Annotated in this window: 14 protein-coding genes and 3 rRNA genes; 3 read left to right on the plus strand and 14 right to left on the minus strand. The window is 66.0% G+C overall.

The genetic code is table 11. The features are described 5' to 3' along the window. Positions 1 to 82: 82 nt before the first annotated feature. From rrf to thyX, 6 genes are all read right to left on the minus strand, one after another. Positions 83 to 199, minus strand: a 5S ribosomal RNA gene (rrf, locus tag OG252_RS15695). Positions 200 to 291: 92 nt separating this feature from the next. Beyond that, positions 292 to 3,415: ribosomal RNA gene (locus OG252_RS15700) — 23S ribosomal RNA — on the minus strand. A 306-nt stretch (positions 3,416 to 3,721) separates the two neighbouring features. After that, positions 3,722 to 5,249, minus strand: a 16S ribosomal RNA gene (locus OG252_RS15705). Together the 16S, 23S and 5S rRNA genes form the textbook arrangement of a ribosomal RNA operon. A gap of 499 nt (positions 5,250 to 5,748) precedes the next feature. Next, on the minus strand, positions 5,749 to 7,434 hold the full coding sequence (locus OG252_RS15710; protein WP_266433027.1) for a ribonuclease J: 1,686 nt from the start codon (positions 7,432 to 7,434) through the stop codon (positions 5,749 to 5,751). A gap of 153 nt (positions 7,435 to 7,587) precedes the next feature. Continuing rightward, a complete protein-coding gene (gene dapA / locus OG252_RS15715) occupies positions 7,588 to 8,487 on the minus strand; it encodes a 4-hydroxy-tetrahydrodipicolinate synthase (RefSeq protein ID WP_266433029.1) in 900 nt (299 codons plus the stop codon). A 211-nt stretch (positions 8,488 to 8,698) separates the two neighbouring features. Beyond that, the gene (gene thyX / locus OG252_RS15720) at positions 8,699 to 9,439 is read right to left on the minus strand and encodes an FAD-dependent thymidylate synthase (RefSeq protein WP_266433031.1); all 741 of its coding nucleotides are present in this window, start codon (positions 9,437 to 9,439) and stop codon (positions 8,699 to 8,701) included. Between the two features lie 201 nt (positions 9,440 to 9,640). On the opposite strand from thyX, the gene OG252_RS15725 reads away from it, so the two are divergent. Both OG252_RS15725 and OG252_RS15730 read left to right on the plus strand, forming a co-directional pair. Next, the gene (locus OG252_RS15725) at positions 9,641 to 9,877 is read left to right on the plus strand and encodes a hypothetical protein (protein ID WP_266433033.1); all 237 of its coding nucleotides are present in this window, start codon (positions 9,641 to 9,643) and stop codon (positions 9,875 to 9,877) included. A gap of 92 nt (positions 9,878 to 9,969) precedes the next feature. Then, entirely contained in the window at positions 9,970 to 10,524 is a 555-nt protein-coding gene (locus tag OG252_RS15730) for a hypothetical protein (RefSeq protein ID WP_266433035.1), read from the plus strand. A gap of 73 nt (positions 10,525 to 10,597) precedes the next feature. Here the strand turns inward: OG252_RS15730 and OG252_RS15735 are convergent, their stop codons facing one another. The 6 genes from OG252_RS15735 to OG252_RS15760 form a co-directional block, all read right to left on the minus strand. Continuing rightward, positions 10,598 to 11,050: a hypothetical protein gene (locus OG252_RS15735; protein ID WP_266433037.1), complete on the minus strand. Its 453-nt coding sequence runs from the start codon at positions 11,048 to 11,050 to the stop codon at positions 10,598 to 10,600. Between the two features lie 8 nt (positions 11,051 to 11,058). Next, positions 11,059 to 11,811 carry a 4-hydroxy-tetrahydrodipicolinate reductase gene (dapB, locus tag OG252_RS15740; RefSeq protein WP_266433038.1) on the minus strand — a complete coding sequence of 251 codons (753 nt, stop codon included), beginning with the start codon at positions 11,809 to 11,811 and terminating at the stop codon, positions 11,059 to 11,061. A gap of 79 nt (positions 11,812 to 11,890) precedes the next feature. Then, positions 11,891 to 13,270 carry a M16 family metallopeptidase gene (locus tag OG252_RS15745; protein WP_266433039.1) on the minus strand — a complete coding sequence of 460 codons (1,380 nt, stop codon included), beginning with the start codon at positions 13,268 to 13,270 and terminating at the stop codon, positions 11,891 to 11,893. Further along, on the minus strand, positions 13,267 to 15,483 hold the full coding sequence (locus OG252_RS15750; RefSeq protein WP_329336752.1) for a polyribonucleotide nucleotidyltransferase: 2,217 nt from the start codon (positions 15,481 to 15,483) through the stop codon (positions 13,267 to 13,269). The genes OG252_RS15745 and OG252_RS15750 overlap by 4 nt, the downstream gene beginning before the upstream one ends. Positions 15,484 to 15,839: 356 nt before the next feature. Further along, the gene (gene rpsO / locus OG252_RS15755) at positions 15,840 to 16,127 is read right to left on the minus strand and encodes a 30S ribosomal protein S15 (protein ID WP_030041128.1); all 288 of its coding nucleotides are present in this window, start codon (positions 16,125 to 16,127) and stop codon (positions 15,840 to 15,842) included. 217 nt (positions 16,128 to 16,344) lie between these two features. Beyond that, positions 16,345 to 17,823 (minus strand): outer membrane protein assembly factor BamB family protein, encoded by a 1,479-nt coding sequence (locus OG252_RS15760; protein WP_266433047.1) that lies wholly within the window; start codon positions 17,821 to 17,823, stop codon positions 16,345 to 16,347. 149 nt (positions 17,824 to 17,972) lie between these two features. Between OG252_RS15760 and OG252_RS15765 the strand changes: the two genes are divergently transcribed. Then, positions 17,973 to 18,269 (plus strand): DUF397 domain-containing protein, encoded by a 297-nt coding sequence (locus OG252_RS15765; protein ID WP_266433049.1) that lies wholly within the window; start codon positions 17,973 to 17,975, stop codon positions 18,267 to 18,269. 57 nt (positions 18,270 to 18,326) lie between these two features. Here OG252_RS15765 and OG252_RS15770 read toward each other — a convergent pair whose 3' ends face one another. After that, positions 18,327 to 19,832, minus strand: coding sequence for an outer membrane protein assembly factor BamB family protein (locus tag OG252_RS15770; RefSeq protein ID WP_329336756.1), 1,506 nt, complete (start codon positions 19,830 to 19,832; stop codon positions 18,327 to 18,329). 16 nt (positions 19,833 to 19,848) lie between these two features. Next, positions 19,849 to 21,351: a type VII secretion integral membrane protein EccD gene (gene eccD / locus OG252_RS15775; protein WP_266433053.1), complete on the minus strand. Its 1,503-nt coding sequence runs from the start codon at positions 21,349 to 21,351 to the stop codon at positions 19,849 to 19,851. Positions 21,352 to 21,461: the final 110 nt, after the last annotated feature.

The raw sequence follows: 21,461 nt of genomic DNA on the forward strand, positions 1-21,461 counted from the left end.
CGCAACGTGAACTTCAAGTGACGCACAACAAAAAAGGGCTGGACCCCGAACCGAAGTTCAGGATCCAACCCTTTGAAAAATTGTTCGGCGGCGTCCTACTCTCCCACAGGGTCCCCCCTGCAGTACCATCGGCGCTGTAAGGCTTAGCTTCCGGGTTCGGAATGTAACCGGGCGTTTCCCTCACGCTATAACCACCGAAACACTATGAAACTGTTTCAGCCGCACCGTTGTCGTGGCCCGACAACGGGGCTGTTCGTGGTTTCAGAACCAACACAGTGGACGCGAGCAACTGAGGACAAGCCCTCGGCCTATTAGTACCGGTCACCTCCACCCATTACTGGGCTTCCAGATCCGGCCTATCAACCCAGTCGTCTACTGGGAGCCTTAACCCCTCAAAGGGGGTGGGAATACTCATCTCGAAGCAGGCTTCCCGCTTAGATGCTTTCAGCGGTTATCCCTCCCGAACGTAGCCAACCAGCCATGCCCTTGGCAGGACAACTGGCACACCAGAGGTTCGTCCGTCCCGGTCCTCTCGTACTAGGGACAGCCCTTCTCAATATTCCTGCGCGCGCAGCGGATAGGGACCGAACTGTCTCACGACGTTCTAAACCCAGCTCGCGTACCGCTTTAATGGGCGAACAGCCCAACCCTTGGGACCGACTCCAGCCCCAGGATGCGACGAGCCGACATCGAGGTGCCAAACCATCCCGTCGATATGGACTCTTGGGGAAGATCAGCCTGTTATCCCCGGGGTACCTTTTATCCGTTGAGCGACGGCGCTTCCACAAGCCACCGCCGGATCACTAGTCCCGACTTTCGTCCCTGCTCGACCCGTCGGTCTCACAGTCAAGCTCCCTTGTGCACTTACACTCAACACCTGATTGCCAACCAGGCTGAGGGAACCTTTGGGCGCCTCCGTTACTCTTTAGGAGGCAACCGCCCCAGTTAAACTACCCATCAGACACTGTCCCTGATCCGGATCACGGACCCAGGTTAGACATCCAGCACGACCAGACTGGTATTTCAACGACGACTCCACCTGAACTGGCGTCCAAGCTTCACAGTCTCCCAGCTATCCTACACAAGCCGAACCGAACACCAATATCAAACTGTAGTAAAGGTCCCGGGGTCTTTCCGTCCTGCTGCGCGAAACGAGCATCTTTACTCGTAGTGCAATTTCACCGGGCCTATGGTTGAGACAGTCGAGAAGTCGTTACGCCATTCGTGCAGGTCGGAACTTACCCGACAAGGAATTTCGCTACCTTAGGATGGTTATAGTTACCACCGCCGTTTACTGGCGCTTAAGTTCTCAGCTTCGCCACCCCGAAGAGTGACTAACCGGTCCCCTTAACGTTCCAGCACCGGGCAGGCGTCAGTCCGTATACATCGCCTTACGGCTTCGCACGGACCTGTGTTTTTAGTAAACAGTCGCTTCTCGCTGGTCTCTGCGGCCACCCCCAGCTCACCGTGTAAAACGGATCACCAGTGATGGCCCCCCTTCTCCCGAAGTTACGGGGGCATTTTGCCGAGTTCCTTAACCATAGTTCACCCGAACGCCTCGGTATTCTCTACCTGACCACCTGAGTCGGTTTAGGGTACGGGCCGCCATGAAACTCGCTAGAGGCTTTTCTCGACAGCATAGGATCATCCACTTCACCACAATCGGCTCGGCATCAGGTCTCAGCCTTGATGAGCAGCGGATTTACCTACCACTCGGCCTACACCCTTACCCCGGGACAACCACCGCCCGGGATGGACTACCTTCCTGCGTCACCCCATCACTCACCTACTACAAGTCTGGTCCGTCGGCTCCACCACTCCCCTTTGCCCGAAGGCTCCAGGGCGGCTTCACGGACTTAGCATCGCCTGATTCAATGTTTGACGCTTCACAGCGGGTACCGGAATATCAACCGGTTATCCATCGACTACGCCTGTCGGCCTCGCCTTAGGTCCCGACTTACCCTGGGCAGATCAGCTTGACCCAGGAACCCTTAGTCAATCGGCGCACACGTTTCTCACGTGTGTATCGCTACTCATGCCTGCATTCTCACTCGTGAACCGTCCACAACTCGCTTCCGCGGCTGCTTCACCCGGCACACGACGCTCCCCTACCCATCACAGCACCCGTTGGGGCTATTGCTGCAATGACACGACTTCGGCGGTACGCTTGAGCCCCGCTACATTGTCGGCGCGGAATCACTAGACCAGTGAGCTATTACGCACTCTTTCAAGGGTGGCTGCTTCTAAGCCAACCTCCTGGTTGTCTGTGCGACTCCACATCCTTTCCCACTTAGCGTACGCTTAGGGGCCTTAGTCGATGCTCTGGGCTGTTTCCCTCTCGACCATGGAGCTTATCCCCCACAGTCTCACTGCCGCGCTCTCACTTACCGGCATTCGGAGTTTGGCTAAGGTCAGTAACCCGGTAGGGCCCATCGCCTATCCAGTGCTCTACCTCCGGCAAGAAACACACGACGCTGCACCTAAATGCATTTCGGGGAGAACCAGCTATCACGGAGTTTGATTGGCCTTTCACCCCTAACCACAGGTCATCCCCCAGGTTTTCAACCCTGGTGGGTTCGGTCCTCCACGAAGTCTTACCTCCGCTTCAACCTGCCCATGGCTAGATCACTCCGCTTCGGGTCTTGAGCGTGCTACTGAAACGCCCTATTCGGACTCGCTTTCGCTACGGCTACCCCACCCGGGTTAACCTCGCAACACACCGCAAACTCGCAGGCTCATTCTTCAAAAGGCACGCAGTCACGACGCACCGAGTAAACTCGATGCGCGACGCTCCCACGGCTTGTAGGCACACGGTTTCAGGTACTATTTCACTCCGCTCCCGCGGTACTTTTCACCATTCCCTCACGGTACTATCCGCTATCGGTCACCAGGGAATATTTAGGCTTAGCGGGTGGTCCCGCCAGATTCACACGGGATTTCTCGGGCCCCGTGCTACTTGGGTGTCTCTCAAACGAGCCGCTGATGTTTCGACTACGGGGGTCTTACCCTCTACGCCGGACCTTTCGCATGTCCTTCGCCTACATCAACGGTTTCTGACTCGTCTCACGGCCGGCAGACCGTAAAAGAGAGATCCCACAACCCCGCATACGCAACCCCTGCCGGGTCTCACACGTATACGGTTTGGCCTCATCCGGTTTCGCTCGCCACTACTCCCGGAATCACGGTTGTTTTCTCTTCCTGCGGGTACTGAGATGTTTCACTTCCCCGCGTTCCCTCCACATACCCTATGTGTTCAGGTATGGGTGACAGCCCATGACGACTGCCGGGTTTCCCCATTCGGAAACCCCCGGATCAAAGCCTGGTTGACGACTCCCCGGGGACTATCGTGGCCTCCCACGTCCTTCATCGGTTCCTGGTGCCAAGGCATCCACCGTGCGCCCTTAAAAACTTGGCCACAGATGCTCGCGTCCACTGTGCAGTTCTCAAACAACGACCAGCCACCCGTCACACACCACTTCCGTGATGCTGCACCGGGGCCGGCAACTGAGGGGTTCATTCCCTCAGACACCCAACAGCGTGCCCGACACCCTTCCCGCTCCCCTCAACGGTCCACGCTCTTGCGAGCAGTACTGGAAGGAGAAGACGATCAAGTGTGCCGAGTAGTCAACGTTCCACCCTTGAGCAACCAGCACCGGACGTTCGCCGATGAACTGGCCTCTGGACAACCAGGCAAGCCCGGCTGCCAAGAAGTGCTCCTTAGAAAGGAGGTGATCCAGCCGCACCTTCCGGTACGGCTACCTTGTTACGACTTCGTCCCAATCGCCAGTCCCACCTTCGACAGCTCCCTCCCCACAAGGGGGTTGGGCCACCGGCTTCGGGTGTTACCGACTTTCGTGACGTGACGGGCGGTGTGTACAAGGCCCGGGAACGTATTCACCGCAGCAATGCTGATCTGCGATTACTAGCAACTCCGACTTCATGGGGTCGAGTTGCAGACCCCAATCCGAACTGAGACAGGCTTTTTGAGATTCGCTCCACCTCACGGTATCGCAGCTCATTGTACCTGCCATTGTAGCACGTGTGCAGCCCAAGACATAAGGGGCATGATGACTTGACGTCGTCCCCACCTTCCTCCGAGTTGACCCCGGCGGTCTCCTGTGAGTCCCCATCACCCCGAAGGGCATGCTGGCAACACAGAACAAGGGTTGCGCTCGTTGCGGGACTTAACCCAACATCTCACGACACGAGCTGACGACAGCCATGCACCACCTGTCACCCGGCCACAAGGGGGGCACCATCTCTGATGCTTTCCGGGCGATGTCAAGCCTTGGTAAGGTTCTTCGCGTTGCGTCGAATTAAGCCACATGCTCCGCTGCTTGTGCGGGCCCCCGTCAATTCCTTTGAGTTTTAGCCTTGCGGCCGTACTCCCCAGGCGGGGAACTTAATGCGTTAGCTGCGGCACCGACGACGTGGAATGTCGCCAACACCTAGTTCCCACCGTTTACGGCGTGGACTACCAGGGTATCTAATCCTGTTCGCTCCCCACGCTTTCGCTCCTCAGCGTCAGTAATGGCCCAGAGATCCGCCTTCGCCACCGGTGTTCCTCCTGATATCTGCGCATTTCACCGCTACACCAGGAATTCCGATCTCCCCTACCACACTCTAGCTAGCCCGTATCGAATGCAGACCCGGGGTTAAGCCCCGGGCTTTCACACCCGACGTGACAAGCCGCCTACGAGCTCTTTACGCCCAATAATTCCGGACAACGCTTGCGCCCTACGTATTACCGCGGCTGCTGGCACGTAGTTAGCCGGCGCTTCTTCTGCAGGTACCGTCACTTTCGCTTCTTCCCTGCTGAAAGAGGTTTACAACCCGAAGGCCGTCATCCCTCACGCGGCGTCGCTGCATCAGGCTTTCGCCCATTGTGCAATATTCCCCACTGCTGCCTCCCGTAGGAGTCTGGGCCGTGTCTCAGTCCCAGTGTGGCCGGTCGCCCTCTCAGGCCGGCTACCCGTCGTCGCCTTGGTGAGCCATTACCTCACCAACAAGCTGATAGGCCGCGGGCTCATCCTTCACCGCCGGAGCTTTCAACCCCCACCCAGGAGGGAGGGAGTGTTATCCGGTATTAGACCCCGTTTCCAGGGCTTGTCCCAGAGTGAAGGGCAGATTGCCCACGTGTTACTCACCCGTTCGCCACTAATCCCCACCGAAGTGGTTCATCGTTCGACTTGCATGTGTTAAGCACGCCGCCAGCGTTCGTCCTGAGCCAGGATCAAACTCTCCGTGAATGTTTACCCGTGATCGGGTCGACACCACGAGAGCGGAACAGCCAGGCGGAATAAGCCCGGCCGTTCACAGCGTCCTCGCTGTGTATTCTTCAAAGGAACCTCGCCACCGGAAGAATCCGATGGACGGGGTATCAACATATCTGGCGTTGACTTTTGGCACGCTGTTGAGTTCTCAAGGAACGGACGCTTCCTTTGTACTCACCCTCTCGGGCTTTCCTCCGGGCGCTTCCCTTCGGTCTTGCGTTTCCGACTCTACCAGATCTTCCCGATCCGATTTCCTCGGTGCTTTCCAGGTTCCCGCTCTCGCGTTTCCCTTTCCGGCGATTCCGACTTTATCAGAAGTTCTGAGTCGGAATTCCCGCCCCCCGGGGACTGGTTCCGGCGCACGAAGCGTCCGGGTTCCCGTCTGGGCGGAGCCGTAAACCTACTGGAGCGGGGCGCCTCGATGCAAATCGAGGCGCCCCGCTCCTGGTTCACGCGGAGGAAGGCCGACGGACCGTCAGACCTCCACCACCACAGGGAGGATCATCGGCCTGCGCCGGTAGTTGTCCGAGACCCACTTGCCCAGGGTCCGGCGGATGAGTTGCTGCATCTGGTGCGGCTCCACGACGCCGTCCTGGGCCGACCGCTCCAGCACCTCGGTGATCCTCGGGATGACATCGCTGAAGGCCGAGTCCTCGATGCCGGAGCCGCGCGCCTGGACGTGCGGTCCGCCTGTGATCTTGCCGGTCGAGGAGTCGAGGACCACGAAGACCGAGATGATGCCCTCGTCTCCGAGGATCTTGCGGTCCTTCAGCGCCGGCTCGCCGACGTCGCCGACCGAGAGGCCGTCGACGTACACGTAACCCGCCTGGACCTTGCCGGAGATCTTCGCCTTGCCCCCGACCAGGTCGACGACCACACCGTCCTCGGCGATGACGATCCGGTCGTGCGGGACGCCGGTCAGAGCGCCCAACTCGGCGTTGGCGCGCAGGTGGCGCCATTCGCCGTGGACCGGCATCAGGTTCTTCGGGCGGCAGATGTTGTAGAAGTACAGGAGCTCGCCCGCGGACGCGTGGCCGGAGACGTGCACCTTGGCGTTGCCCTTGTGGACGACGTTCGCGCCCCAGCGGGTCAGGCCGTTGATGACGCGGTAGACCGCGTTCTCGTTGCCGGGGATCAGCGACGAGGCCAGGATGACCGTGTCGCCGGGGACGATGCGGATCTGGTGGTCTCGGTTGGCCATGCGGGACAGGGCCGCCATCGGTTCGCCCTGGGAACCCGTGCAGACCAGGACCACCTCGTGGTCCGGCAGATCGTCGAGCGTCTTGACGTCCACCACCAGGCCCGGTGGGACCTTGAGGTATCCCAGGTCCCTGGCGATGCCCATGTTGCGGACCATCGAGCGGCCGACGAAGGCGACCCTGCGGCCGTACTCGTGGGCCGCGTCCAGGATCTGCTGGATGCGGTGGACGTGGCTGGCGAAGCTCGCCACGATGATCCGCTTGCGGGCGTTCCCGAAGACCGTGCGCAGGACGTTGGAGATGTCGCGCTCGGGCGGGACGAACCCCGGGACCTCGGCATTCGTCGAGTCGGAGAGAAGGAGGTCGATGCCCTCCTCGCTCAGCCGTGCGAACGCGTGCAGATCGGTGAGGCGGTTGTCCAGCGGGAGCTGGTCCATCTTGAAGTCGCCCGTGTGGACCACCATGCCGGCCGGCGTGCGGATGGCCACGGCCAGGGCGTCCGGGATGGAGTGGTTGACCGCGATGAACTCGCAGTCGAAGGGGCCGATGCGCTCGCGGTGCCCCTCCGTCACTTCCAGGGTGTACGGGCGGATGCGGTGCTCCTGGAGCTTCGCCTCGATCAGGGCGAGGGTCAGCTTGGAGCCGATCAGTGGGATGTCCGGCTTCTCGCGGAGGAGGTAGGGGACACCACCGATGTGGTCCTCGTGGCCGTGCGTGAGGACGATGCCCTCAATGTCGTCGAGGCGGTCCCGGACGGACGAGAAGTCCGGAAGGATCAGGTCGATTCCGGGCTGCTCCTCCTCGGGGAAGAGCACGCCGCAGTCGACGATCAGCAGACGGCCGCCGTACTCGAAGACCGTCATGTTCCGGCCGATTTCGCCGAGGCCCCCGAGCGGGGTGACGCGCAGGCCGCTCTCGGGGAGCGGCGGGGGCGGGCCGAGTTCAGGATGCGGATGACTCAAAAGACTCTCCTCACCACACGCGCCACGTACCGGTGGGCACGTGGCGCGCATGACGTTCGTGCAGAAGCAGTTGTCGTTGTGGACGCAGGCACCGGTGGCCTGCTTATTCAGTTGTGAAGTCTGATCGCGCGAAGAGATTCGCGAAGTCTGGTGCTAGACCTGTACCCCGCCGGCGGCAAGATCGATCTTGAGCTGCTCGACCTCCTCGGGCGCGAGCTCGACCATGGGGGCGCGCAGCGGTCCGGCAGGCAGGCCCTGGAGGGCGAGCGCCGCCTTGGTGGTCATGACGCCCTGGGTGCGGAACATGCCGGTGTAGACCGGGAGCAGCTTCTGGTGGATCTCGGTGGCCTTCTGGACGTCGCCGGAGGCGAAGGCCTCCACGAGGGCCCGCAGGTCGGGCGTGACCACATGGCCTACGACCGAGACGAAGCCGACGGCGCCGACGGAGAGCAGCGGCAGGTTCAGCATGTCGTCGCCGGAGTACCAGGCGAGGCCGGAGCGGGCGATGGCCCAGCTGGCGCGGCCGAGGTCGCCCTTGGCGTCCTTGTTGGCGACGATCCGCGGGTGCTCGGCGAGGCGGACGAGTGTCTCGGTGTTGATCGGGACGCCGCTGCGGCCGGGGATGTCGTACAGCATGACCGGCAGCTCGGCGGCGTCGGCGATGGCTGTGAAGTGCCGGTACAGGCCCTCCTGCGGGGGCTTGTTGTAGTACGGCGTGACGACCAGGAGGCCGTGTGCGCCGGTCTTCTCGGCCGCGCGGGCGAGCTCGATGCTGTGGTGGGTGTCGTTCGTGCCGACGCCGGCGACGACGTGGGCGCGGTCGCCGACGGCCTCCAGGACGGCTCGTACGAGATCCGATTTCTCCGCGTCACTGGTCGTGGGCGACTCGCCGGTGGTCCCGTTGATGATCAGGCCGTCGTTGCCTGCGTCCACCAGGTGGGTGGCGAGCCGCTGTGCGCCGTCGAGGTCGAGTGCGCCGTCCGCCGTGAAGGGCGTGACCATGGCGGTGAGGACCCGCCCGAAGGGGGTCTGCGGAGTGGAGGTCGGAGCCATGGGTAACACGCTACTCGCTGCTCAAGGCCGGGTCTGCCCTCGGGGGAGGCGACAAGTGGTGACAAATGCGGAGCCCGGCACTGCCTGCTCGGGGGTTCAAGCAGTGCCGGGTCCGTTTGATCAGGCTAGATGAACTTCTCTAAATGCCGCAATACGGACACTTCGTGAGGCTGACCCGTACATCTGTGCCCTGTGGGAGAACGAGGGTGCGTTACGGCGCCACACGGCCGTTCGCATTGAAGGCCGCGTAGGTGAGCGGCATGAGCTTGGCCCACTCGGCTTCCATCTTCTCGCCGACCATCTCGATCTCACGCTGCGGGAAGGACGGGACCTTCGCCAACTCGTGCTGGGTGCGCAGACCGAGGAAGTGCATCAGCGAGCGGGCGTTGCAGGTGGCGTACATCGAGGAGAAGAGGCCGACGGGGAGGACCGCGCGGGCGACCTCGCGGGCGACGCCGGCGGCGAGCATCTCCTGGTAGGCCTCGTACGCCTGGCGGTAGGAGTCCTCCATGGTGCGGCCGGCCAGCTCCCGCTGGGCCTCGGTGCCCTCCACGAAGACGTACTTGCCGGGGCGGCCCTCCTGGACGAGCTTGCGGGACTCACCCGGGACGTAGAAGACCGGCTGGAGCTCCCGGTAGCGGCCGCTCTCCTCGTTGTACGACCAGCCCACGCGGTGTCGCATGAACTCGCGGAAGACGAAGATCGGGGCGCTGATGAAGAAGGTCATCGAGTTGTGCTCGAAGGGGCTGCCGTGCCGGTCCCGCATGAGGTAGTTGATCAGGCCCTTGGAGCGCTCCGGGTCCTTGCCCAGCTCTTCCAGGGACTGCTCGCCGACGGTCGAGACGCGGGCGGCGAAGAGCACGTCCGCGTCGGACGCGGTGTGCTTGACGAGCTCCACGGTGACGTCGCTGCGGAAGCTGGGCTTGAGGTCGTCGGCGGGGGTGTCGGTCACGGCTCGGAGGGTCCTTCCATCACTTCTCTCGGGCGGCGCCCACTCTACGGCCCGGCACTGACATCGGGGCGTTCGGTGCCGGGAGGCGACAACTTCGGTGAACTTCTGCGAATTCGGCGAAAGACGGCACCTTTTGGGGCACCCGCTCGTCTGTGTCAGTGAGAGTCACTCGTTCGATCCCGGAAGGGAGAAGCACCCCCGATGTTCCGTCGGCGCGAACCCGTACCGTTCGCCTTCCTCGCCGAAGCCGACAAGTTCCGCAGTAATGTCACTCCCCCGCCCCGCGAGCGGGCGTCCGTGAGTCAAATAGCCGGGCGCTGGCTGCTGGGGCTCACCATCGTCGCCGCACTCGTGGGCTCCCTGGTCGTCGGGATGCCGGCGCTGAGTCCGGATCAGTCGACGCAGACCCAGCAGTCCCAGGCGTCCCAGGGGCACTGACTCCATCCGGACCCCCAAAGGTGGTGAGCGGGGGTACAGGTCGATAACCTCACCGGGCACAGCCCATGGATGGATTGAGTGAGGACCCAGCCGTGCCCCTGCCCTTCCTGACGGCCGACCGCGCATTCGAGGCGACGGACGACGTCGCGCTGCCGTTCGACGACCGCGACCGCTGGCGGCGCCCCTACCGCCCCGGCCCGTGGCGCGTGGGCGCCGCCGCGATCCTGCTGCTGCTCGCCTCGTACGTGCTGTTCGCGGCCGTGATCATCGCGCTGACCGGCTCGGTGTCCGAGGCGGGTGTGGTGTTCGCCATCGCGCTGCTCGTCATCGCCGGTGCCCTGCGGCTGCTGCGCGTAGGCGTGTGGGTGAGTGCGCTCGGCCTGCGCCGGGTGGGCTTCTTCCTCACACATACGGTGCGCTGGGACCGGGTGGCGGCCGTGCGGACGGTGCAGCAGCCGGTGCGCTGGCTCGGGCTGCCGCGCACCGTTCAGGGACAGGCGCTGCTCCTCGTACGGCACGATCGTGCCGCTGATGACGCGCAGGCCCTGCTGACCACGCACAACGCGGACTTCCTGGCGCGTGCCGAGGCCTTCGACAGGGCGTCGGACGCGGTCGAGGCGTGGGGCGAGGAGTACCGGCGGGGCTGACGTCCGGCAGCGCGGCGAAGGGGCCGGTCCGCATCTGGTGCGGGCCGGCCCCTTCGGCGTGCGGCTGGAGCGGTCAGACCTGGACCGGTTTGCCGTCGTGCAGGGCGATCGCCCGCTGCATGGCCTTGCGGGCGCGCGGGGTGTCGCGGGCGTCCTGGTAGGCGACGGCCAGGCGGAACCAGCTGCGCCAGTCGTCGGGGGCCGCTTCCGTCTCGGCCTTGCGTTTGGCGAAGACCTCGTCGGCGGAGTCGCGGTCGATGCGGCCGCCGGGGGTGCGCTTCAGCTCGTCGACGGGCAGGCCGCCCTGGGCGTCGAGTTCGGCGGCGAGCTGGTTGGCCCTGCGGACGAACTGGGTGTTCTTCCACAGGAACCACACGCCGATGACCGGCAGGATCAGCACCGCCACGCCGAAGGTGACGGTGAGGAGCGTGCCGGTCTGGATGAGCATGACGCCGCGGCTGCCGACCAGGACGAAGTAGAAGACCAGGACGGCGGCCGTTACGGCGTAGGAGAGCTTGGCTCGCATGGCGGGTGTCAGCCCAGGTCCAGGAAGTGTTCCAGGCCGAAGGTCAGGCCCGGGGTGGTCACCACGCGGCGGGCGCCGAGCAGGATGCCCGGCATGAAGCTGCTGTGGTGCAGGGAGTCGTGGCGGACGGTCAGCGTCTCGCCCTCGCCGCCCAGCAGGACCTCCTGGTGGGCGAGCAGGCCGCGCAGGCGGATGGCGTGCACGGGAACGCCGTCGACGCTGGCTCCGCGGGCGCCGTCCAGGGCCGTCGCCGTGGCGTCCGGTGCCGGGGCGGAGCCGGCCGCGCGGCGGGCGTCGGCGATGAGCTGGGCGGTGCGGGTGGCGGTGCCGGACGGGGCGTCCACCTTGTTGGGGTGGTGCAGCTCGACGACCTCGACGGACTCGAAGTAGGGCGCGGCGATCTGCGCGAACTTCATCGTCAGTACGGCCCCGATGGAGAAGTTCGGCGCGATGAGCACGCCGGTCTCCGGGGACTCGGCGAGCCAGCCCTCGAGCTGCGCGAGGCGCTCGTCGGTCCAGCCCGTCGTACCGACGACGGCGTGGATGCCGTGCCGTACGCAGTAGTCGAGGTTGTCCATCACCGAGGCCGGCGTGGTCAGTTCGACGGCGACCTGGGCGCCGCTCTCGGCCAGCGTCTCCAGCTTGTCGCCCCGGCTGAGGGCGGCGACCAGCTCCATGTCCTCGGCGGCCTCGACCGCCCGTACCGCCTCGGAGCCGATCCGGCCCTTGGCACCGAGGACCGCCACGCGCAGCTTGCTCATCTTCTTGCTTCCTTAACCGGGGTTCCGGAGTCTCAGGGACGGAGTCTCGGGGTTACGGATTCTCGGGGTTCGGACTGGGTCAGGCGACGGCCTCGTGCAGTCGGGACGCCTGCTTGTCCTTCAGCGGGCCGATGACCGACAGCGAGGGCCGCCGTCCCAGGATCTCGCGGGCGACCGAGCGGACGTCGTCCGGGGTGACCGAGGCTATCCGGGCCAGCATGTCGTCGACGGACATCTGCTCGCCCCAGCACAGCTCGCTCTTGCCGATACGGTTCATCAGGGCGCCGGTGTCCTCCAGGCCGAGGACGGTGGAGCCCTGGAGCTGGCCGATGGCGCGGCCGATCTCGTCGTCCGAGAGGCTGTGCTCGGCGACGTGGTCGAGTTCGTCGCGGCAGATCTTCAGGACGTCGTGCACCTGGCTCGGGCGGCAGCCCGCGTACACGCCGAAGAGGCCGCAGTCGGCGAAGCCCGAGGTGTACGAGTACACGCTGTAGGCCAGGCCGCGCTTCTCGCGGACCTCCTGGAAGAGGCGGGAGGACATGCCGCCGCCGAGGGCCGTGTTGAGCACCCCCAGCGCCCAGCGGCGCTCGTCCGTACGGGCCAGGCCCGGCATGCCCAGGACGACGTGGGCCTGCTCGGTCTTGCGGCCGATCAGCTCGACGCGGCCCGCGGTGCGCAGGGCTCGGCGACCCTCACGAGGTGCGATGGGCTCGGCGTCTGGGTTCTTGAAGGAGCCCGCCCTCTCGAAGGCGGCGCGGACCTGTCGTACGACCTTGTTGTGGTCGATGTTGCCGGCCGCGGCGACCACGAGGTGGGTCGGGTCGTAGTGCTTCTTGTAGAAGCGGCGGATGCGGTCGGCGGTGAGGGCGTTGACCGTGTCCACCGTGCCGAGGACCGGGCGGCCGAGGGGGTTGTCGCCGAACATGGTGTGCGCGAACAGGTCGTGCACGCAGTCGCCCGGGTCGTCCTCCGTCATGGCGATCTCTTCGAGGATCGCGCCCCGCTCGACGTTGACGTCCTCCTCGAGGATGAGGGAGCCCGTGAGCATGTCGCAGACGACGTCGATGGCCAGGGGCAGGTCGGTGTCGAGCACGCGCGCGTAGTAGCACGTGTACTCCTTCGCCGTGAAGGCGTTCATCTCGCCGCCGACCGCGTCGATGGCGGAGGAGATGTCCAGGGCGCTACGGCGTGACGTGCCCTTGAAGAGGAGGTGCTCCAGGTAGTGCGTGGCGCCGTTCAGGGTCGGCGTCTCGTCGCGGGAGCCGACGTGCGCCCAGATGCCGAAGGTCGCCGAGCGGACCGAGGGCAGGGTCTCGGTGACGATGCGCAGGCCGCCGGGGAGGGTGGTCTTGCGGACGACACCGATGCCGTTGGTCCCCTTGATCAGGGTTTGGGTACGGGCGACGGCCCGCGCCTCCGAGGAGGTGCGGGCCGTCGCCGTGGAGCTGCTCGACGTCACTGGTCGGTGTCGTCCTTCTTCTCGTCGTCGCCTTCGCCCTCGATCACGGGGATGAGGGAGAGCTTGCCGCGGGAGTCGATCTCGGCGATCTCGACCTGGACCTTGGAGCCCACACCGAGCACGTCCTCGACGTTCTCCACGCGCTTGCCGCCGGCGAGCTTGCGGATCTGCGAGATGTGCAGCAGACCGTCCTTGCCCGGGAGCAGCGAGACGAACGCACCGAAGGTGGTCGTCTTCACGACCGTGCCCAGGTAGCGCTCGCCGACCTCCGGCATGGTCGGGTTGGCGATCGAGTTGATCGTGGCGCGGGCGGCCTCGGCCTGCGAGCCGACCTGGGCACCGATGTAGATGGTGCCGTCGTCCTCGATCGTGATCTCGGCGCCGGTGTCCTCCTGGATCTGGTTGATCATCTTGCCCTTCGGGCCGATGACCTCGCCGATCTTGTCCACGGGGATCTTGACGGTGATGATCCGCGGGGCGTTGGGGGACATCTCGTCCGGCGTGTCGATCGCTTCCATCATCACGTCGAGGATGTGGAGGCGGGCGTCGCGGGCCTGCTTGAGAGCGGCGGCCAGGACGGAGGCCGGGATGCCGTCCAGCTTGGTGTCGAGCTGGAGGGCGGTCACGAACTCCTTGGTGCCGGCGACCTTGAAGTCCATGTCGCCGAAGGCGTCCTCCGCACCGAGGATGTCGGTGAGGGCGACGTAGTGCGTCTCGCCGTTGATCTCCTGGGAGATCAGGCCCATGGCGATACCGGCGACGGGGGCCTTCAGGGGCACACCGGCGTTCAGCAGCGACATGGTGGAGGCGCAGACCGAGCCCATGGACGTCGAGCCGTTGGAGCCGAGGGCCTCGGACACCTGACGGATCGCGTAGGGGAACTCCTCGCGCGTCGGCAGGACCGGCACGATGGCGCGCTCGGCGAGGGCGCCGTGGCCGATCTCGCGGCGCTTCGGGGAGCCGACGCGGCCGGTCTCGCCGACGGAGTACGGCGGGAAGTTGTAGTTGTGCATGTAGCGCTTGCGGGTCACCGGGGAAAGGGTGTCCAGCTGCTGCTCCATACGGAGCATGTTCAGGGTGGTGACGCCCAGGATCTGGGTCTCGCCACGCTCGAACAGCGCCGAACCGTGCACGCGCGGGATGGCCTCGACCTCGGCGGCGAGCGTACGGATGTCCGTCAGCCCACGGCCGTCGATGCGCGTCTTCTCCTTGATGACGCGCTCACGGACCAGGGACTTGGTCAGCGAGCGGTACGCGGCGGAGATCTCCTTCTCGCGGCCCTCGAAGTCCGGCAGGAGCTTCTCGGCGGCGAGCTGCTTGACGCGGTCCAGCTCGGCCTCGCGCTCCTGCTTGCCCGCGATGGTCAGCGCGGAGGCGAGCTCCGGGCGGACGGCGGCGGACAGCGCCTCCAGGACGTCGTCCTGGTAGTCGAGGAAGACCGGGAACTCGCCGGTCGGCTTGGCGGCCTTCGCGGCGAGGTCGGCCTGGGCCTTGCAGAGCACCTTGATGAAGGGCTTCGCGGCGTCCAGACCGGAGGCGACTACCTCCTCGGTCGGCGCCTCGGCGCCGCCCTTGACCAGCTGGATGGTCTTCTCGGTGGCCTCGGCCTCGACCATCATGATCGCGACGTCGCCGTCCTCCAGGACGCGACCGGCGACGACCATGTCGAAGACGGCGTCCTCGAGCTCGGTGTGCGTCGGGAACGCGACCCACTGGCCGTTGATCAGCGCGACGCGGACGCCGCCGATCGGGCCGGAGAAGGGCAGACCGGCCAGCTGCGTGGACGCGGAGGCGGCGTTGATCGCCACGACGTCGTACAGGTGGTCGGGGTTGAGCGCCATGATGGTGGCGACGACCTGGATCTCGTTGCGCAGGCCCTTCTTGAAGGACGGGCGCAGCGGGCGGTCGATCAGGCGGCAGGTGAGGATGGCGTCCTCGGAGGGACGGCCCTCACGGCGGAAGAAGCTGCCGGGGATCTTGCCGGCGGCGTACATCCGCTCCTCGACATCCACCGTGAGGGGGAAGAAGTCGAGCTGGTCCTTGGGGTTCTTGGAGGCGGTGGTGGCCGACAGCACCATGGTGTCGTCGTCCAGGTACGCCACGGCGGAGCCGGCGGCCTGCTTGGCCAGGCGGCCCGTCTCGAAACGGATGGTGCGGGTGCCGAAGGTGCCGTTGTCGATGACGGCCTCGGCGTAGTGGGTCTCGTTCTCCACTAGCGTTTTCTCCTCGTCTTCGTCCCTCGCTGCCCGTGTGGCAGGGGGACGGTTGCGGAGAAGCGCTCCGTCTGGTGCGGGCCGGTCTTCGATCGAAGCCCTCGGGGCTCACTTCCCCCGGGGGCCACTACCGAGGACCGGCGGCGGCGAGGTGCGCTTCTCCTCGTTCATTGTCGTATGACGCGTTCATTGTCGTATGACGCCATACCCTCAGCGAGTACACGTCATCACTCTGCGTCGTACGTCTTGCGTTGTGCTACCACACTACAAAGCGTCAGTGACACTCCGCACGTTTCCCTACGTACAGCAAAGGGAGCGGTCCCCATGGTCACGGGAACCGCTCCCCTCACGGCGTCTTACTTGGCGCCCGCCGCACCGCGGCGGATGCCGAGGCGGTCGACCAGCGCACGGAAGCGCTGGATGTCCTTCTTGGCCAGGTACTGCAGAAGGCGGCGACGCTGACCGACCAGGATCAGCAGACCACGGCGGGAGTGGTGGTCGTGCTTGTGGGTCTTGAGGTGCTCGGTCAGGTCCGAGATACGGCGCGAGAGCATCGCGACCTGGACCTCGGGGGAGCCGGTGTCGCCCTCCTTGGTACCGAACTCGCTGATGATCTGCTTCTTCGTAGCGGCGTCGAGCGACACGCGTACTCCTCGTAGTCTGTGAAGGCCACCGAGTGCCCCTGGTCTAAATCTCAGGGGGGCTTCCGTTACTCGGGAGGCGGGGATCCGCTGGGCGCGGCCTCCAGGGCTGTCTTTTCGACGGGGCTCCGGGGGCGCGTACACAAACGGCCACAGCACAGACTACCAGCCGGGGAGGACGCCCCTGACCGGGGTCGTCTCGGGTATCGGCCACCGGGTATCAGCCACCGGTCTCGAACCCGTCGGCAAGCCAGAGGCCCTCCCCCTCGTCGTCCTTGCTCACCGGTCCGGCGAGGCTCGTGGCGGCGAAGAAGATGCGGCCGTGCTCGTAGCGGACGTCCAGGTACTCGAAGGGCAGCATGCCGACGGTGCCGTAGAGCAGGAGCAGGGTCTCCTTCCCCGAGCTGGGGTCGATGCTCACGGCTGCGCTGGGTGTGTGCGGGGAGGAGGACTCCCGAGCGGCGATCAGCAGGTCACCGCTCATACGGACGGGGTACATCGGGCGGCCGATCTTGGCGTCGAACTTCCTGAGGCTCTTCCCGGTGGCCAGGTCGAAGGCGACGATCTCGTTGGCCACCTGTCCGTGGGCGCTCACGGTGCCGGTGTCGCGCGCTTGAGTGGCGACGTACAGCTGCCGCTCGTCGGCCACCACCGCCTCACAGGTCTCGATCGGGCCCGTGACGTCGATGCCGTCGCCGCACTTGGTGACGTAGGTCTGGACCGGCACCGAGATGGTGGCGCGGAACTTGCCCTGGTCACTGAGGGAGATCAGATCGGTGATCACGAGGTCGCCCGCCGCTACAGCGATGACGACGGGGGACGAGGAGACCAGACGAACGTCCTGGACGCCCGGAGTCACCGTGTAGGTCCACACGGGCTTTCCGGTCTCGGGGTTCGTCCCCTCCACCCGAAAGCGTCTGTTGTCCGCGTCGCCGCACTTGACGACCCGCACGAGGGCCTCGCCCCCGGCGTAGCCGCTGTCCCCGCAGGCCGGTCCGGGCGTGTGCGACCAGAGCAGCTTCCCGCCGGCCATGGCGTACGCCGCCGAGCCGTCCTCCCAGGCCGCGATGACCTTGCCGCGCGTCATCGTGACCCTGGCGGGCACGAGTCGCTTCTCCGGCAACTCGACGTGCCACAGCCGCTTGCCCGTGTCGATGTCGAACATCGCGATCCGGTCGCACGGACCGCTCACCGTCCCACCGCTCGGATCGGTCCTGGTGGGCTCGCTCGAGAAGGCCACGGCCGTCCGGCCGTCCACGGTGACGTGCGGGGTGGCGGCGCAGACGCTGCCGGGGAAGGCCAGTTTCCACGCCTGGCGGTCGGTCGAGATCCTGTACCCCGTGATGCTGTTGCCCAGGGTCTTCGCAAACGTCTTGGCGGTCGCCCAGGTACCCGCCGCCTCGATGTTCTGGCCGGCCTTGACGCCCTCGGCGCGGCGCGCGACCGCGCTCACCGCTTCCGGGGTCGCGGGCCGCCGCTCGATCGTCTCCCGGATGTCGTCCGGGGCCTGGCTTGCCGCGGCCGGGCTCCGGCCGGAGGGGGTGTCGGTGTTGTCGTACGACAGTGCCCATATCCCCGCGAGCAGCACCGCGAGTGCGGTCGTCGTGGCACCGAGGACGAGCATCCTGCGGCGCTTCCTGCGTTTCTCGGCCGCCAGGGTGGACTCGGTGAAGACGGACGGCGGTGGGCCGAAACTCACGGTCGGGACCTTTCTGACGAGGGCGCGGAAGTGTGAGCAAGCTGTCGCCCTTCGTGACGGTCACTCATGGGCAAACGCCTGACCAGGGGGAACGGCGGCAAGTAGGGTGATTGGACAGCTCGTTGCAGAGGGAAGGATCAGACATCGCCATGGCCGACACCAAGGACGAGGAACTCAAGGCGCGCAAGGAGCGGGAGAGGGACGAGCTGTACGCCCTCGACATCTCCGGCGCCGAGTGGCACAGCGCGCCGGGTACCGAGGAGCACGAGGAGCGCGTCGAGATCGCCTACCTCCCCGAAGGCGCCGTGGCCATGCGGTCGTCGCTCGACCCCGACACCGTGCTGCGGTACACGGAGGCGGAGTGGCGGGCGTTCGTGCTGGGGGCGCGGGACGGGGAGTTCGATCTGGAGCCTGGGCCGCGCGACGGGGGCCTCGCGGCGGAGTGACGCTGCGTGGCGGCGGGGAACCGGCACTCGCCCGGCTCCCCGCCCTCGTCCCCGCCCCTACTGCTTCTGCAGCTGGGCGGTCGATGATGCCTTCTGCGCCGCACTCCCGATGCCCAGGGCCAGCCAGGTCCACGTCTTCCTCTCAGGGCCGACCGCCTCCTTGGCGCCGAAGAACAGCCGTCCGTGGTCGACGAGGATGTTGTTCGAGTCCGTGACCGTGAGCGTCACAGCCTCCAGCGGCAGGCTGAAGTAGAAGTACGGAGTCTCCTTGCCGCTCTTCGGGTTGAGACTGACGAGCGCCATCGGTGAGATGCCGTCGCTGCTCTCGCGCAGCGCGAGGAGTTGGCCGCCGCTCGTCTGCACCGGACGCAGCAGTTGACCCGGCCCCGAGTCGAACTTCTTGACGGTTCGCCCGGTCGCCAGGTCGAACCCGACGATCCAGTTGTAGGGGTTCTGAGCGTCGCTCTGGTCCTTGCTTCGTAGGAAGACCTGACCGCCGCCGACCGGGATCGTCGGGCAGTCGTCGATGACTCGGAAGTCGAGTTCCTCGTTGCACTCTCCGACGTACAGCCCGCTCTCAAGCCTGATCGTGGCCCGGTTCTTGCCCTGATCATCCAGGGAGAGCAGCTCGGTGAAGCCCGTGTCGCCGGCTGCGATCGCGAGGACGACCGGATCGGTGGACGGCACCATGACCTCCCGGACCCCCGCCGCGACCGAGTACGTCCACAGAGTCCGGCCAGTGCGCGGCGCCACCTTGCGCACTTTGTAGGTGGTCGACTCCCACGAGGTGGCGGACTTGTTCTTGTCGAAGCAGGAGACCAGCACGAGCAGGCCGCGGCCGCCGGCGGCGCCGAAGTCGTCACAGTTGTCCGTGGCCTCGGTACGCCACAGCCGACGGCCGCGGTCCATGTCGTACGCATCCGAGCCGCCTCCCCACGTGACCGCGACCGTGGCGTGCGTCAGCGTCACGCTCGGTGTGTCCCAGCGGCCGGGTGTGAACGCCTGCTCCCAGAGCTTCCGGCCGTCGTCAAGGTCGACAAAAGCGACACGGTCGCACAGGGCGTTCTCGTCACCGCTCGACCGGAAGAGGACGGCCGTACGGTTCTCGACAGTCGTGTGAAGTGTGTAGCCGCAGACCGGGCCGGAGAAGCGGAGTTTCCACACCTCGTCGCCGACACTGACGTTCGTACCGATCCTGAACCCGACGAGGGTTTGGTTGATGCCCTTGGCGAGGATCTTGTCCGTGGCCCACATGCCTGGCATCGCATGGCGCTCAGCGGGGCTCATCTCGTCTTCGGAGAAGCGGAACGCCATGGCGCCGGTGGTGCTCCTGGGCTGTTCCTCGACGGCTTCCCTGACGTCCAGACGGTTCTGCGCCGCGGCGGCCGACGGCTTGTCCGACTTCGGGGGATCCGGATCCCCCAGCAGCCAGCCGACCCCGGCCAACACGACCACCAGGACGGCGGCGACCACGCCGAGCAGCGTCTTACGACGTCTTCTGACCCGGTAGTCCGCCGTCACGGTGGACTGGGTGTACACGGAGGGAGGTGGACCGAAGCTCACGCTGACAATCCCTCCGTCAGCTCGTCATCGACCGGGCGGTGGTGTACACGTCGAAGACGGCGAGGGCCAGCGGCACCAGGGTCAGCAGCACGAAGCCCTCGGCGATCTCCAGGAAGCGGCCCCAGAACGGGGTGAGACCGCCGCGCGAGACGATCAGGCCGATCGCCGTGACAAGCGCGGCCACCGCAGCGATCGCCGCGACCAACCAGATGGTCCGGATGTCGAGGTCGGTGCGGTCGCCCTTGAGTGCCTCGAAGACGATCGACTGCGGCGGGTTGAGCGCCAGGCCGAGGCCGAGCAGTACGAGGGAGGCGAGGCCGGCGCCCAGGACGGGGGCGACCTGGCCGGTGTACCGGAAGAGGTGGGCGCGCATCAGCAGGGCGACTCCGGTCGCGAGGGCGAGGAGTTGGGCCCAGACGTTCGAGGAGAAGCCGAGGACGATCGAGGCACCGACGGCGATCAGCGCACAGCCGCCCACCAGGCCGACCAGGAGTTCGTGTCCGCGCCGCGCCCTGGCGGTGACCCGCTCGGCGTCGACCGGCTCCTGCGGGGTGGGGTCGGTGTCGTACGCGCTGCGCGGGGCGGTGTCCGGGGTGTCGAAGCCGATCGGCAGCCGGGCGAAGCGCATCGACAGGCCCGGCAGGAAGGCCAGGCCGCCGACGGCGATCGGGGCGCACAGGGCGGCGATCTCGGAGGGCGTCCAGTCGGCGAGCGTTCCCGCGAACACGGCGAGCAGTCCGATGGCGGAGGCGAAGACGAAGGCGACGAACGGGCCGTCCCCGCTCGGCGAGAACAGGGTGAGCAGGAACGAGGCCAGCAGCACCGCCGCACAGGCGAGGAGGAACTGGAGCTTGCCGATGCCCTCTCCGTCCGCGAGCGGGAGAAGCCCCGAGCCCGCCACGCCGACGTTGGGCAGGGCGCCGAGTCCCAGGGCGATGGCCGAGGCCCGGTCGTCGTAGACCCGGGCGCGCACGCACGCGAGGACGACCAGGAGGACACCCGTGACCCCGGCGAGGATGCCGGGGAGGCTGTTCATGTCGTGGAGCGGGTCGCCGGTCCAGGCCACGAAGGCGAGCAGGACCGGCAGTACGCCTCCGCCGACGAGGCCCGAGGCGCGCGTCAAGTCGCCGCTCCACAGGGTGCGTTCGCTCGTCACGGCGGAGGCGACCGCCTCGGAGACGTCGTCGAACACGGCGGGGGGCAGCGACTCGGAGAAGGGGCGCAGCGTGAGGAGTTCGCCGTCGAGGATGCGCTGGGCGGCGAAGGACCGGGAGCTGTCGAGGACGGTGCCGTCCCGGCGTACCAGGTGGTAGCCGACGGGTGCGCCCTCGGCGGGGCTCTGCTGGGAGAGCCGGAGGATCTCCGGATAGATGTCGGCGACCGGGATGTCGTCGGGCAGCGCCACGTCGATCCGGCTGTCGGGCGCGACGATGGTGACCCGGCAGAAACCGAGCCCGGTGCCCGCGCCGGAAGTCCCCGTTCCGGGCCCTCCCCCGGTGGCTGCCGCGGAGGCCGTCATGCTCACCTGCTGATCCCCCTCAGTGATGGTTCCGCGTCCATGGAGTGAATGTCCTGCGCCGCTTTCCGCGCTCGTCGAGGCCGACGATGCGGCACGGTGGCGACAAGGAC

This window comes from Streptomyces sp. NBC_01352 (assembly GCF_036237295.1).
In the GTDB taxonomy this organism is placed as follows: domain Bacteria; phylum Actinomycetota; class Actinomycetes; order Streptomycetales; family Streptomycetaceae; genus Streptomyces; species Streptomyces plumbiresistens.